Genomic DNA, 14,912 nt, shown 5'->3' on the forward strand with positions numbered 1-14,912 from the left:
TTACAGAAAGCTCACATTTGGCTCCATTAAATATGCGCACACGACTGTTCCTGTTATTCGCGTTTGCAGCCGTTACCGTTCTAATGAACGGTGCCACGGCCGGGAATATTGCGCACGGGGTCGAAGTTGTGGTCATCGATGCCGGACACGGCGGGAAATTCCCCGGGGCGCACTACGGCAATGTCTACGAGAAAGACCTCACGCTGAAGGTGGCGCTCAAACTCGGGAAGCTCATCGAGGAGGGGATGCCGGGCGTGAAGGTGGTCTATACCCGCAAGACGGACAAGGCGCTGGGCACCGATCTGGCAACCGACCTCCAGGCGCGTGCCGACATCGCCAACAAGGCCGGCGGCGACCTCTTCGTTTCGATCCACGTCAATGCTGCGAAATCCTCGGCGGCACGGGGTGTCGAGACGCTCATCATGGGCGAAAGCCCCAAGGAGCAGCGTTACAACGAGAACGCCCTGTTCGAGAACAACCGCGAAGACCTGATCGACATGTCGGACGAGCGGACGGCGGCCATCGTGCGGGCATATATCCAGAACCTGCAATTCACCTACGGCGAGTACAGCATGGCGCTGGCGCGCTGTATCCAGAATAATTACCTGAAGGCCGGGCGCCATTCGCGGGGCATCAAACCCCAGTTGCTGCGTGTGCTCTATGCCACCGACATGCCGGGCGTGCTGACCGAGATCGGTTTCATGTCCAACGCCCAGGAGATGGCCTATATGAAGTCGGAAAAGGGGCAGGACGAGATCGCCCGCTCGATTTACGAGGGCGTGAAGGACTATTCGGCCTATGTGCTCGAAACGCGCAGGGCCGGGGAGGAGGCTGCGGCCTCCCCGAAGCCCGTTAAAGAGCCCGAAACGCAGGTCGTCATCGGGAAGGAGCCTGTGCGCCCTGCGGGACAGGACAAGGCATCCGATACGTCTGCCGGGAAGTCCGGACGGAAGCCGGGCGGGAAGGCCGCCACCCCGGAAAAGGCGGAGCCGCAGAAGGCTGCGGGCAAATCCGGGGCGCAAAAGCCGGAACCGCAGAAACCGGCCGGGGCCGAAGCTGCCCCTAACCAAGCTGCCCGGCCGTTGCGCTATACCGTGCAGGTGCTGGCCAGCGCGCAGACCGTGCCGACCTCGTCCGCACGTTTCAAATCCTACCGCAACAAGGTGAAACAGTATACCGCCGAGGGGCGGTTCCGCTATAAATATTGCGTCGGCGAGTACGACACCCGTGCCGCAGCCCAGAAACGGCTGGCCGAAGTACGCAAGGTTTTCCCCGATGCCTTCGTCGTGAGCTGCCGGGGCACGCAGATTGTGAAATGAAAATAAACGAGCTATGAAAAGGGAAGTTAAGATCGGCATATTCGCCGTGGCGATGATCGGCGTCGCCTGGGCCGGAATCCGGTTTCTGAAAGGTTTCGACATTTTCAGCCGGAACGTCGAGTATTATGCGGCCTACGACCAGATCAACGGCGTGCAGAACGCGTCGCCGATCATGATGAAGGGCGTGAAGATCGGTTCCGTGACACGGCTTTCGTTCGATCCCGCCCGCAGCGACAAGGTCGTGTTGCAATTCACGATCAAGCGCCAATACCGCATTCCGTCCGATTCCGAGGCCAAAATCTTCAGCAACGGACTGATGGGTGCCAAGGCGATCGAAATCACCTACGGCACGGCTAACACCTACCTCCAGAAGGGCGATACGCTGCGTTCGAGCCGCGACCGCGACCTGATGGACATGGCCGGCTCCGAGCTGGATTTCTTCAAGCAGAAGGTTTCGCAGCTCACCACCGACCTATCGCGCACGCTCGAAAACCTGAACGGCCTGATGGAAACCAATGCGGACAACATCGCCGGGACGCTCGGCAACCTGAACTCCGTGACGGGCGACATGGCCGAGATACTCTCGGCGGAGAAAAACAGCCTGAAGAGCGCACTGGACAACCTTTCGAAATTCTCCGACATGCTCGGCGAGAATGCCGGGCGCGTGGACAGCATCATCGGCGACGTGGATCGTTTCACCTCGCAGCTCACCGAGGAACAGTTTGCCCGCAAGCTTTCGCAGGCCGTGGAGCACCTCGACGGTCTCGTGGCACGCATCGCGCAGGGCGAAGGCACGATCGGCAAGCTCATCAGCGACCCCGAACTGTACGATTCGCTCGAAAAGGCCAGCGACAACCTCGCGGCGCTGCTGGCCGATGTCAAACAATACCCCGGCCGTTACGTCCACCTCTCGCTTTTCGGGCGCAACCCCGAAAAGATGAAGGAGCGTGCCGACAAGAAGGCCGCCAAGGCTGCTGCCAAGGCTGAGCGCGATTCGCTCAGGCGGCTGCAGTAGCCGTTCAATCCGACATAAAGATGATTTATCCTGCAAACTTCGAGCAGAAGATCGGCTTCGACCGGCTTCGGGAACAGGTTGCAGCGCTTTGCACCATGCGTGCCGCCCGCGGGAAGCTCGCCGAAGAGACTTTCTCGACCTCGGCGCGCGAGATCGGGCGGAGGCTGGAACTTGCCGACCAGATGCGCCTGCTGCTCGACATGGAGCACGATTTTCCCGGCGGGGAATATCCCGACGTCGACCATGTCGTTGCCAAACTGCGTGTCGAAGGGACGTTCCTCGACGTGGGGGAGGTGGTGACCCTGCACCGGGCGCTGAGCCTCGTCGGCAGCGTCGTTGCGTTCATCCTCGCCCGCGAAGGGCAATATCCGGCGCTGTATGCCCGCAGCCGCGGCGTCGAGGCATTCCCCGGGATCGTGCAGCGGATCGACGCCATCGTCGATCGTTTCGGCAATATCCGGGACAATGCTTCGCCGGCCCTGCTGGAGATTCGGCGCGCCATCCGCGAACGCGAAGGGCAGGCCGCCAAGCGGTTGCAGGCGGTGCTCGCCGCCGCCAAAGGGGCCGGTATCGTCGATGCCGACGCCCAGATATCGATCCGCGAAGGGAAGGCCGTGATCCCGGTTGCCGCGGCCAATAAACGCAAGCTGCAGGGCTTCATCCACGACGAATCGGCCACGGGGCGTACGTTCTACGTCGAACCGGTCGAGGTCGTGGAGATCAACAACGAGCTGCGCGAACTGGAATATGCCGAGCGGCGCGAGATCGTCCGCATCCTCTCGGAGTTCACCGATTCGGTGCGCCCCGATGCCGGGCTGATCGCCGCGTCGGGCGACTACCTGGCCGAGATCGACATGCTGCGTGCCAAGGGACGCTGGGCATCGCAGAACGGCTGCGTGAAACCGATCATCTCGGACGACGACCGGCTGGTGCTGAAGAATGCCCGCCACCCGCTCCTGCAGCAAACCCTGCGGGCGCAGGGGCGCGAGGTCGTACCGCTCGACATGCAGCTCGACCGCCGCAAGCATATCCTTGTCATTTCGGGGCCCAATGCAGGTGGCAAGTCGGTCTGCCTCAAGACCACCGGCCTCGTGCAGTATATGTTCCAGTGCGGGTTCCCCGTTCCGGCATCGGAGGTTTCGGAACTGCCCGTGTTCCGTTCGATCTTCATCGACATCGGCGACGAGCAGTCGATCGACGACGACCTGTCTACCTATTCGTCGCACCTGCTCAACATGAAGAACATGCTCGCGGGGGCTTCGTCGTCGACGCTGGTGCTGATCGACGAGTTCGGGTCGGGTACCGAGCCGGTCATCGGCGGCGCCATCGCCGAGGCCATCCTCGAACGCCTGCTGACCAAAGGGTGCTACGGCGTCATCACGACCCACTATGCCAATATCAAATACTATGCGTCGAATACCGAGGGCATCGCCAATGGCGCCATGATGTTCGACGTGCAGAATATCCGCCCGCTGTTCCGCCTCGAAACGGGCAAGCCGGGCAGTTCGTTCGCCGTGGAGATCGCCCGCAAGATCGGGCTCCCGGAGGATATTATCCGCGCGGCGGGCGAGAAGGCCGGCAGCGACCATATCAACATCGAGAAGCAGCTGCGTGAGATCGCCCGCGACAAGCATTACTGGGAACAGAAGCGCGACCGCATCCGCTTGACCGACCGCAAGGTCGAGGAGTTGGAGCAGACCTATGCCGGGCAGCTGTCGAAGATCAGGGCCGAGCGGCAGGAGATACTCAAAAAGGCCAAGCTGGAGGCGCAGCAGCTGATCGCCGATGCCAACCGGCAGATCGAGAATACGATCAGGACGATCCGCGAGGCGCAGGCCGAAAAGGAGCTGACGCGCCTTGCGCGCCGCGAACTGGACGATTTCCGCGACGCGGTGACGAAGACCGATACGGCGGACAAGGATGCCGAGGTCGCCCGCGAGATCGAACGTATCGAACGCCGCCGTCAGCGGCGTGAAGAACGCAAGGCGCAGCGGGGCGAGGCGCAGGCGGCGGGGGCTGCCCCTGCCGAAGCTCCGAAACCGCGCGAGGTGGAGGCCGGGTCGAAAGTCCGCATGGCCGGACAGGATATGGTCGGCGTGGTGCAGTCGGTCAAGGGGCGCAAGGCGCAGGTCGCCTTCGGCCAGATACTGACTACGGTCGACCGGAAGATGCTGACCGTGGTTTCGAACAGCGAGTTCCGCGAGGCGACACGCCCGCAGACGGCGCGGACGGTGGTGTCGGCCGGCATTTCGGCCCGCAAGCTCAGCTTCAAAGACCATATCGACGTGCGGGGCATGCGTGCCGCCGAGGCGCTGGACGCCGTGCAGGATTTCATCGACGACGCCCTGATGGTGGGCGTGGGGTCGGTGTCGATTCTCCACGGCAAGGGCACGGGGGCTCTCAAGGAGGAGATACGCCGCTACCTGCGCACGGTGCCTGAGGTCGAAAGCGCCCGCGACGAGCATGCCGACCGGGGCGGGGCGGGAATTACGATCGTGACATTTGACCTTTCGTGAGGACGGCTGCCTCCGGCGCTTCCGCTCGCGGCAGCCGCATACTCCGCGTATGTTCCTGCCCCGCCGGCTTCGTGAAGCCCCGGATGCCATCCGCCCGGCGAAAAACGGATAAGATACAGGATGAACTACAAACTCTCGGAAATAGCCGCCGTTGTCGGCGGGAAATTTACAGGCTGCGATGCCGAAGTGCGGTCGGTTGTCACAGACAGCCGTTCGCTGTCGTGCGAACTGGGCTGCTGCCCGATGTTCGTGGCCATGCGCGGTGCCAATCACGACTCGCACGGCTTCGTCGCCCAGATGTCGGCGCGCGGCGTGCGTGCGTTCCTCGTCGAACGGGATGTCGAGTGCCCCGCCGGTTGCGGCTTCGTGCGTGTGGACAACGCCATCGACGCCCTGCAACGCCTTGCGGCGCACTACCGTGCGCAATTCAGGGGTACGGTCGTCGGCATCACCGGTTCGAACGGCAAGACCGTCATCAAGGAGTGGATCGCCGAAGAACTGCCCGCGGGGATGAAATATTACCGCTCTCCGAAAAGCTACAATTCGCAGCTGGGCGTGCCCCTCTCGGTGCTGATGCTCGAAGGCGACGAGGAGTTAGCCATCTTCGAGGCGGGCATTTCGAAGCCCGGAGAGATGGAGCGGCTGGAGCGCATCATCCGTCCCGACGTGGTTATTTTTACCTCGATCGGCGACGCGCACCAGGAGAATTTCCTCAATCTCGAACAGAAATGCGACGAGAAGATGGTGCTGGCCCGCAATGCTTCGAAAATCGTCTACCACAGCTATTACGAACCACTGGGTGGCATGGTCGCGGCGCGTTTCGCCGCCCGCAAGCCCCTCGATGCCGCGTCGTTCCCCGAGGTGCCGGAGTCGGTCATCGGCAACGCCGCATCGCGCCGCAATGCCCAGATCGTCGAGGCGTTCTGCGCCGCGATGCACTATCCCGCGCCGTCGTTCACTTCGGCGCCTACGTTGCCCATGCGCCTCGAGGTGAAGGAGGGCATCAACGATTCGATCCTGATTAACGACGCCTATAACCTCGACCTCAATTCGCTGGCGCTGGCGCTCGATTACCTGCACGGCGTGGCGCTGAACCGCCGCCGTACGCTCGTCCTGTCGGACATCTCGCAGAGCGGGCTTTCCGACGACGAACTCTACGGCCGTGTCGCGGGGATGGTCGCACGGGCGGGCGTCGACTTTCTGATCGGCATCGGCCCGCGCCTGAAACGCCATGCCGGGCTGTTCGGCTGCGACAAGGAGTTTTACGCCTCGACCGACGAGTGCATCGCGCGCATCGACCGCAGGGCCGTGGCCGGGCGTGCCATTCTGCTGAAAGGCGCCCGCGATTTCCGCTTCGAGAAACTGGCGCACGCCCTCGCGCGCCGCAGCCATACGACGGTGCTGGAGGTCGACCTCGACGCCATGACGCACAATCTCAATTTCTTCCGTTCGAAGCTCAGCTTCGGTACGAAACTCGTGGCGATGGTCAAGGCCGGCTCGTACGGTGCCGGCGATTTCGAAGTCGCGCAGCTGTTGCAGCACCAGGGCGTTGATTACCTGGCCGTGGCGTTCGCCGACGAAGGGGTACTGTTGCGCGAGCGGGGCATTTCGATGCCCGTCGTGGTGCTCAACGCCGATGCCGACAGTTTCGATCAGATGATCGCCAACCGCCTCGAACCCGAGATATACAGCCTCCATTCGCTCGGCGCCTTCGCCGGGGCCGTGGTGCATGCGGGCGAGAGCCGTTACCCGATCCATATCAAGCTCGACACGGGTATGCACAGGCTGGGATTCACGGACGACGAAGTCGGGGCGCTGTGCAGGGCGCTGGCGGAAACCCCGCAGGTCAAGGTCGCCTCGGTCTTCTCGCACCTCAACTGTGCCGACATGCCCGAAGAGGATGCCTATACCCGGGCGCAGATCGCCCTGTTCGACCGCATGAGCGCCCGCGTCGCCGCCTCGCTGCCCTATCCGGTCATCCGCCATACGGCCAATTCGGCCGCCATCGAACGCTTCCCCGAGGCGCAGTTCGACATGTGCCGCCTCGGGCTGGGGCTTTACGGCTTCGGCTACCGGCATAACGGGATGCTGCGTCCCGTCTCGACCCTCCGCACGCGTATCGTGCAGGTCAAGCACCTGTCTGCGGGCGAGGCCGTAGGGTATGGACGGGCCGGGAAACTCACGCGCGAAACTACGACGGCGACGATCCCCATCGGATATGCCGACGGGCTCGACCGCCACCTGGGCTGCGGCCGCTGGTCGGTGCTGGTGGCCGGGAGTCCCGCCCCCATCGTCGGACGCATCTGCATGGACAGCTGCATGGTCGACATTACGGGGATTCCCGGCGTGAAGGAAGGCGACGAAGTCGTGGTCTTCTCGCCCGAGCCGGGCAACGACCTGGAAACGATGGCCCGCGTGCTCGATACAATTCCCTATGAGATCATGACCTCGGTTTCGGGGCGCGTAAAACGGATTTACCTCAAAGAATAAAGTTATGAAATGCTATGATTGCGGCGGTGAAATCGCTTCCGGAACCGGAACGTGTCCCTCCTGCGGTTGCCCCGCCGGGCGCGATGAGGCCGCCGAGTGCCTCGGGGCGCGGCTGCTGACGGCACAGCTCGAATCCGAATCGGCCCTCAACCAGTTGGGCAAGGCCCGCAGCGCCATGTTCGCCGCGGCGTTGCTGGCGCTCGCCAGCGGCGTGGTTGAACTGGTCAACGCCCAGGGAAACGGGGAGAGGCTGGTGGTCGGAATCGTGATGCTCGTGCTGGCGGGCGGCTATGTGGCTATCGGCTGCAATGTCCGCAAATCCCCGCTGATGCTTTCGGTTGCGGGGCTGGTCGTGAGCGCATTTTTCCTGAGCGGTGTTTTCGGGGTGGTGATCGCCGGTGTCATGGCGCTGAGCGTCTGGTTTGCTGTGCTGTATACGAAAGCCGTTGCCCGGGAGCGGGAACTCCGGGCCAAACTCGAAAAACTGAAATAAGATGTACGGAACGCTCTATCTGATCCCGTGTCCGATTTCGGACGAGACGGCACCGTGGGACGTGCTGCCCGCGGCGAACCGTGCCGTGATGGATTCGCTCGACTACTTCATCGTCGAGAACACCCGTTCGGCGCGGCGCTTCCTGTCGAAGGCCGGCATCGCGCGGCCGATCGACACGCTGGAGTTCCGCGAGCTGAACGAACATACCGTCGCCGGGCGTGAGGTCGAAGAGCTGGTGAAACCGCTCGTTGAGGGCCGCTCGGCGGGGGTTGTCTCGGAAGCGGGCGTGCCGGGCGTCGCCGATCCCGGGGCACTGGTCGTCGAGGCGTGCCACCGCCACGGTATCCGCGTGGTGCCGCTCGTCGGGCCGTCGTCCGTCATCCTGGCCGTCATGGCCTCGGGGCTCAACGGGCAGTCGTTCGCCTTCAACGGCTACCTGCCCGTCAAGCCGCCCGAACGGGTGCAGGCGATCCGCCGCTTCGAACGCCGTGCGCAGTCCGAACGCCAGTCGCAGCTCTTCATCGAGGCGCCTTACCGCAATGTGAAGCTGATGGAACAGCTCCTGCAAACCCTTGCCCCCGAGACGCGCCTGACGCTGGCGATGGACATTACCGCCCCCGGCGAATATATCCGTACGCTCGCTGTGCGCGAGTGGCGGTCGGTGCGGCTGCCGGAAATGAACAGGCGCCCGGCGATTTTTATCATCGGGTAGGCATGGCCCGGCGGTTGGTATACAATTTGTTCGAATATAAGACGGAAAATCTGAAAAACACGAGATATGAAAAAGGAAAAAACTTATAATGAGGCTGTTGACGGTGACGAAGGATTCGTTCCCGGTGAAGGTTACCCTTCGTGCGACGGCGAACCCTGTGCCAATGTGTCAGACGACTCGCAGGACGGAACTGACACAATGGCAGACGCTGCCGAAGGCGGCGACAAGGCCGGAGCGGGATCGGATCTGACGGCGGCACTGGCCGAGTGGCAGGATAAATTCATCCGCCTGCAGGCCGAATTCGATAATTACCGCAAGCGTACGCTCAAGGAGAAGATGGACTTGGTGCAGACCGGGGGCCGTGACGTGCTGCTGGCGATGCTCCCCGTGCGCGACGACGTGCAGCGTGCCGTCGATGCCATGCAGAAGAGCGACGACATCGAGGCGCTGCGTGCCGGCGTGACGCTTATTTCACAGAAATTTACCGATACGCTCCGCCAGAAAGGGGTCACCGAGATCGACGTCAAGGGCAGGGAGTTCGACGCCGACCTCTGCGAGGCGGTGGCCAAATTCGCTGCCGGGGAGGAGATGCAGGGCAAGGTCGTCGACATTGTCCAGACGGGTTATATGCTGGGCGACAAGGTGCTGCGTTTCGCAAAAGTTGTTGTAGGAGAATAATGCCATGGCAGAAAAGAGGGATTACTACGAAGTGCTGGGCGTCCAGAAAAACGCTAACGCTGACGAAATAAAGAAGGCTTACCGCAAGGCGGCCATCCAATACCACCCCGATAAAAACCCGGGTGACAAGGAGGCCGAAGAGAAATTCAAGGAGGCGGCCGAGGCATACGACGTACTGTCGAACCCCGACAAACGTGCCCGTTACGATCAGTTCGGCCATGCCGGGATGAGCGGTGCCGCGGGTGGCGGGGCAGGTGGCTTCGGCGGGTTCAGCGGCGGCGGTTTCTCGATGGAGGATATCTTCTCGCAGTTCGGTGATATTTTCGGCGGACATTTCGGCGGCGGGTTCCGCTCGTCGTCGTCATCGGGCGGCGGGCGTCGTGTGAACCGGGGATCGGATATCCGCATCAAGGTCAAGCTGACCCTCGCCGAGATCGCCAACGGCGTCACCAAGAAACTCAAGATAAACAAGACCGTCGCCTGCGATAAGTGCGGCGGTACGGGGGCCAAGGACAGCAACTCCTACTCGACCTGTTCGACCTGCAACGGTACGGGCTATGTGACGCGTGTGGAGAACACCTTCTTCGGCCGCATGCAGACGCAGGGCGTCTGCCCCACGTGCGGCGGTACGGGCAAAGTCATCACCGCACCCTGCGACAAGTGCAAGGGCGAGGGAACCCTCCGCGGTCAGGAGGTCGTGGAGATCCGAATTCCGGCCGGCGTGGGCGAGGGTATGGTGCTCACCGTCACGGGCAAGGGCAATGCCGCCCGTCACGGAGGCGTCAACGGCGACCTGCAGGTCATGATCGAAGAGGAGTCCAATCCCGAGCTGGTGCGTGACGGCAACGACCTGATCCACAACCTCAATATCACCGTTACGACAGCCCTGCTGGGCGGTACGGTCGAGGTGCCGACGGTCGATGGCCGTGCCAAGATCAAGATCGCCCCGGGAACGCATGCCGGCAAGGTGCTGCGCCTGGGCGGCAAGGGGTTGCCCGACGTCAACGGCTATGGCCGCGGCGACGAACTGGTCGTGGTCGACATCACGATCCCCTCGAAGCTCAGTGCCGAGGAGAAGCGGCTGGTCGAACAACTGGCGCAGCAGCCCGGTTTCCAGCATGCCGAATCGGTCAAGAACCAGAATATCTTCGAGCGGATGAAGAGTTTCTTCCGGTAGGGAAGCAGCGGTTTGCATATGCGGCGGGATGTCGGGGGACTTTGCGGGCCACGGCATTCCGCCGTCGTTCGCAGCGCCTCTTCCGCTGCGGTGCACGGAGGCTTGCGGGCGTATTCCCCGCCGCCTTTCCCGGGGCCATTGCGCCTGTTACCAGCCTGTTTGAGGGGTGTTTCCCCTCCCGCACCGCTGCCGGGGTTTTCCCCTGCTGCGGGCATCGGACGTCTGGCACCGCATCCTCGGCAGGACTTTACGGGCGCCGCAGGCGGAAAAAAGGGTTTTGCAGGCAATAAAATTGCCGGAGAATTCGTATCTTTACCAAAAATAATTAGGAGGACACGCCATGTTAGGTTTCACCCCGTTCAAGAGACACGCCAACAAGTTCAACTACATACCGCGCTACTACGATCCCGAAAAGGAGGCGCGCGAGCAGCGCCGTGCCGAACTTCGCGGCGAGAGGGTCGAAGACGGGGATCGTGAGTACCGTCCCGGACAATATATCCGTACGCAGCGTGATGCCCGTGCCGCCCGCCGTTCCAAGGAGGATGACAAGGGGCGTATGCGCATCTGGAAGATGGCCGGTGCCGCAGTTATCGTCCTGCTGTTCATCTACATCCTTTATCCGAAGCTCGCCGATGTGTTCCTGCGTGCCCGTACGGCGCCGGCACAGACCGAATCCGCTTCCACCGAATCCGCTCCGCGCAACGGGCTCGACCAGACGGGTATTTCCGACGTAGAGTGGCAGGAGCAGCCTATCACGGTGGTTCCCAACGATTATCAGGAATAAATGGCAGATAAGATCAGATTATTACCCGAAGTCGTCGCCAACCAGATTGCTGCGGGCGAGGTCGTCAACCGTCCCGCATCGGTGGTCAAGGAGATGATGGAGAACGCCATCGACGCCGGCGCCCGTACCGTGAAGGTCAACTTCCGTGACGGGGGCAAGGATTTGATCCAGATCGTCGACGACGGCTCGGGCATGTCGCCCATCGACGCGCGTATGGCCTTCGACCGNNNNGACGCGCGTATGGCCTTCGACCGCCATGCCACCAGCAAGATAACTTCCGTCGAAGACATCTACGCCCTCAATACGTTCGGGTTCCGCGGCGAGGCGCTCGCTTCGATCGCCGCCGTGGCGCAGGTCGAACTGCGCACGCGGCAGGAGGGCGACGAAGTGGGTACCCAAACCGAAATCAACGGCGGCCAGTTCGCCGGGCAGACTCCCGTGATGTGTCCCGTGGGGGCGCAGTTCTTCGTGCGCAACCTTTTTTACAACGTGCCCGCCCGCCGTCGTTTCCTCGACAAGAGTACGGCTTCGGCCGCACAGATCAAGGCCGAATTCCAGCGTGTTGCGCTGTGCAACCCCCATATCGCCTTCGAACTTTACGCCAACGACGCCCCGGTCTATACGCTCTGTGCCACGTCGCTGGCGGGACGTATCGTCGACGTAGTGGGACGCCATATCAAGCAGAACCTGCTGGAGGTCGATGCCGACACCTCGATCGCCCGCATCGGGGGCTATATCGGCCGTCCGGCTGCCGCCAAGCGGCGCAACGGCGAGCAGTACCTCTTCGTCAACGGACGTTATTTCAAGAGTTCGTACCTCACGAGCGCCATCATGAAGGCCTATGAGAAACTGATCCCCGAGAGCAGTTCGCCTTCCTATTTCCTCTACCTGACGATCGACCCTTCGCGCATCGACGTCAATGTCCACCCGCAGAAGACCGAAGTGAAATTCGCCGACGAGGAGGCCGTCTGGCAGATCATCAACGCCGCCGTGCGCGAGACGCTCGCCAAGACGGGGGCCGTGCCGCTGATGGATTTCGACCGCGACGGCATCGTCGAGATCCCGGCATTGAGCAAAGGGGCCGTCTACAGCGAGCCCCGCGCCATGTCCAACGGCGACTACAATCCGTTCCGCGAGGAGTATATCGACCCTACGGCGCCCGATCCCAATGTCGATTTCACGGGCTTCGACGTCCCGTACGACGATCGCGGACAGACGCTTTCCGATACGGCCGGGACGGGCTTCGCCCCGCGCGCCGGTATGGGCGGCGGCATGTCGGGGCGCGGTGCGTCCGGGGGCAGCCTGCCCGGCGGGCTGCGCAGCGCCGGCAGCGGATTTACTCTTCCGCAAACCCCGCCGGCGGGGGAGGACTTCACCATCCCTTCCTCGGCGGCCGACGGGTTCGAGGATTTCGTTTCGGGGAGCAGTTTCGAGGTGGAGTCCGGCGCCGGGTTCGGGACGAGTGCCCTGGAGTTCATCCCTTCCGGGGCTACGGCCGGGCAGCAGCGGCTGGCGGTCGAGGGGCGTCCGGAATTTACCGATCCCCTGCCGTTGGGCGGCGGGTACCTCGCCGCGCTGCTGGGCGGGAGGTTCGTCGTGGTGGACGTGCGGCGTGCCCGCGAGCGCATTCTTTATGAGGATTACCTGAAGATGCTCGGAAACGGCTCTTCCGTGAGCCAGCAACTGCTCTTTCCCGAGCGGCTGGTGTTGTCGGGCGACGAATATGCGCTGCTCGAGGAGAACGCCGTGGAATTCGCGTCGCTGGGATTCGACATCGACTTTGCGGGGGAGGGGACGATCGAGGTCAAGGGCACTCCGGCCGATATGCCGGCCGATGCCGTCGACCAGATGGTCTACGACCTGCTGCAAGCCTTTTCGACGCCCGTGTCGCTCGCGGATCAGCGCCGCGAGAAGATCGCCGCCGTCATGGCGCGCGGCGGGGCGAAAGGCATTCCCCGCAATATGTCGCGCGACGAAGCCGCCGTACTGCTCGCCCAGCTCGCCGCTACGGGCAATTTCAGTTTCTCGCCCTCGGGCAAAGCCATAACTGCAGAAATAACCCCCGAAGATATCCGTACCAAACTGGGATAATCCGGTGGAAAAACGTACTTTTGTAAAAATTTTACGCAATGAACAGCTATTTTCAGACACCCCCGGTGGTGAAAAACCTGATAATCATCAATGCCCTGGTCTACATGGCTACGGCCCTGATCCAACCGGCACATAACGCCATCATGGAGTATTGCGCCCTGTGGCTGGGAGCGCCGTTGTTCCACACCTACCAGTTCGTCACCTATATGTTCGTGCATGCCAATTTCGAGCATATCTTCTTCAATATGTTCGCCTTGTGGATGTTCGGGCGTACGTTGGAATACGAATTGGGGTCGAAGCGTTTCCTGACCTATTACATGGTTTGCGGCATCGGTGCGGCGCTGATCCAGTATTTCACGGCGCTGGCGTTCGGCGAGCTGCCCATGTCGCTGGTTGGTGCTTCGGGCGCGGTGATGGGGCTGCTGCTCGCTTTTGGCGTCATGCATCCCAATGCGGTCATCATGCTGCTGATCCCGCCGATCCCGATGAAGGCTAAATGGTTCGTCATCATCTACGGCGTCATCGAACTTTTCCTCGGCTGGCGCGGCGTAGGCAATGTGGCGCATTTCGCCCACGTGGGCGGTATGCTCTGGGGTTTCCTGCTGCTCCACTGGTGGAAGCAGCGCGGCATAATCCGCTTCTGAGCCGATGTCCGGCGAATTCTATAAGAACGATTACGGCGGCCGGCGCGGGGAGAAACCGCACCGCAGCCTGCTCATGTGGCTGCTCGACCTGGTGATGACGCTCCTGACCGTCGTTGTCGGGGCCACGATGGCCGTCACCTATTTCGTCCCTTATGTGAACCCCGCCGGGGTCTGGTTCTTTCCCCTGCTGGGGCTTGCCGCCCCGGCGATCTACGTCGCTACGGTCATCCTGGCGCTCTACTGGGTCATCCGCTGGCGGTTGCTCCGCGCCGGAACGATGCTGGCGCTGGTCGTCATCGGCCTCTTCAAGGTTTCGCTCTTCTATAAGCCCGAATTCCGCCGCAGCTACGGCGAGGAGAGCTACGACCGCCGGGCTTTCAAGGTCATGACCTATAACGTGCGCAGTTTCTTCGGCGAAAGCGGAGCCAGCAATGTCGATGACATCGTGCGCCTGATCGGCGAATACGATCCCGATATCGTCTGCATGCAGGAGTTCAATGCCCGCCTGGCCGAGAAATCCGACGATTTCGCCCTGTTGGACGAGAAATACGAAAGCGCGGCCTTCGGCCGCACGCAGGCTCCCGATTCGCTGTACGGGGCATCGCTTTTCATCCTGAGCAAATACCGTATCCTGCGCTCGGGCATCGTCCTGACCCCCAATACGTCGGTCTGGGCCGACCTGCTGATCGGTGACGATACGGTGCGCGTGTTCAACAACCACCTGCGTTCGACGGCGATCAAGGCGGCCGACAACGAATATATCACCAACCGCGATTTCATCTCCGACACGGCACGCGAAGTCAAGATCCGCAGCATCGTGAGCCGCCTGCGCGAGAACAGCATCCTGCGTGCCGCACAGGTCGACAGCATTGCCGATGTCATCGCCGACGCGCGTGCGCGGTGCATCGTCTGCGGCGATTTCAACGATACGCCGATGTCCTATGTCTACCGCACGATGGCCGGGGGGCTGAACGACGCTTTCAGCAAGAGCGG

Annotated in this window: 12 protein-coding genes; all 12 read left to right on the forward strand. The window is 62.2% G+C overall.

Going from position 1 to position 14,912, the window contains the following annotated elements:
* Nucleotides 1-32: 32 nt before the first annotated feature.
* Nucleotides 33-1,319 carry an N-acetylmuramoyl-L-alanine amidase gene (locus QVP03_RS07730; protein WP_022332933.1) on the forward strand — a complete coding sequence of 429 codons (1,287 nt, stop codon included), beginning with the start codon at nucleotides 33-35 and terminating at the stop codon, nucleotides 1,317-1,319.
* 13 nt (nucleotides 1,320-1,332) lie between these two features.
* Nucleotides 1,333-2,334 (forward strand): MlaD family protein, encoded by a 1,002-nt coding sequence (locus QVP03_RS07735; protein WP_022332934.1) that lies wholly within the window; start codon nucleotides 1,333-1,335, stop codon nucleotides 2,332-2,334.
* A 20-nt stretch (nucleotides 2,335-2,354) separates the two neighbouring features.
* Nucleotides 2,355-4,850 (forward strand): endonuclease MutS2, encoded by a 2,496-nt coding sequence (locus QVP03_RS07740; RefSeq protein ID WP_022332935.1) that lies wholly within the window; start codon nucleotides 2,355-2,357, stop codon nucleotides 4,848-4,850.
* Nucleotides 4,851-4,970: 120 nt separating this feature from the next.
* Nucleotides 4,971-7,340, forward strand: a complete 2,370-nt coding sequence (gene alr / locus QVP03_RS07745) for an alanine racemase (RefSeq protein ID WP_022332936.1) — start codon at nucleotides 4,971-4,973, stop codon at nucleotides 7,338-7,340.
* 4 nt (nucleotides 7,341-7,344) lie between these two features.
* Nucleotides 7,345-7,833, forward strand: coding sequence for a hypothetical protein (locus QVP03_RS07750; RefSeq protein ID WP_022332937.1), 489 nt, complete (start codon nucleotides 7,345-7,347; stop codon nucleotides 7,831-7,833).
* A 1-nt stretch (nucleotide 7,834) separates the two neighbouring features.
* The gene (locus QVP03_RS07755; RefSeq protein WP_022332938.1) at nucleotides 7,835-8,545 is read left to right on the forward strand and encodes an SAM-dependent methyltransferase; all 711 of its coding nucleotides are present in this window, start codon (nucleotides 7,835-7,837) and stop codon (nucleotides 8,543-8,545) included.
* Nucleotides 8,546-8,611: 66 nt separating this feature from the next.
* Nucleotides 8,612-9,223 carry a nucleotide exchange factor GrpE gene (locus QVP03_RS07760; RefSeq protein ID WP_022332939.1) on the forward strand — a complete coding sequence of 204 codons (612 nt, stop codon included), beginning with the start codon at nucleotides 8,612-8,614 and terminating at the stop codon, nucleotides 9,221-9,223.
* Nucleotides 9,224-9,227: 4 nt separating this feature from the next.
* The gene (dnaJ, locus tag QVP03_RS07765) at nucleotides 9,228-10,400 is read left to right on the forward strand and encodes a molecular chaperone DnaJ (protein WP_022332940.1); all 1,173 of its coding nucleotides are present in this window, start codon (nucleotides 9,228-9,230) and stop codon (nucleotides 10,398-10,400) included.
* Between the two features lie 340 nt (nucleotides 10,401-10,740).
* On the forward strand, nucleotides 10,741-11,184 hold the full coding sequence (locus QVP03_RS07770) for a hypothetical protein (RefSeq protein WP_022332941.1): 444 nt from the start codon (nucleotides 10,741-10,743) through the stop codon (nucleotides 11,182-11,184).
* Nucleotides 11,185-13,275 (forward strand): DNA mismatch repair endonuclease MutL, encoded by a 2,091-nt coding sequence (gene mutL / locus QVP03_RS07775; RefSeq protein WP_022332942.1) that lies wholly within the window; start codon nucleotides 11,185-11,187, stop codon nucleotides 13,273-13,275.
* Between the two features lie 38 nt (nucleotides 13,276-13,313).
* On the forward strand, nucleotides 13,314-13,919 hold the full coding sequence (locus QVP03_RS07780; RefSeq protein WP_018694885.1) for a rhomboid family intramembrane serine protease: 606 nt from the start codon (nucleotides 13,314-13,316) through the stop codon (nucleotides 13,917-13,919).
* A 4-nt stretch (nucleotides 13,920-13,923) separates the two neighbouring features.
* The coding region (locus tag QVP03_RS07785) for an endonuclease/exonuclease/phosphatase family protein (protein WP_288210700.1) at nucleotides 13,924-14,912 on the forward strand (989 nt) is incomplete at its 3' end.

The sequence above is a fragment of the Alistipes sp. CAG:29 genome, assembly GCF_000435435.1.
Classification (GTDB): domain Bacteria; phylum Bacteroidota; class Bacteroidia; order Bacteroidales; family Rikenellaceae; genus Alistipes; species Alistipes onderdonkii.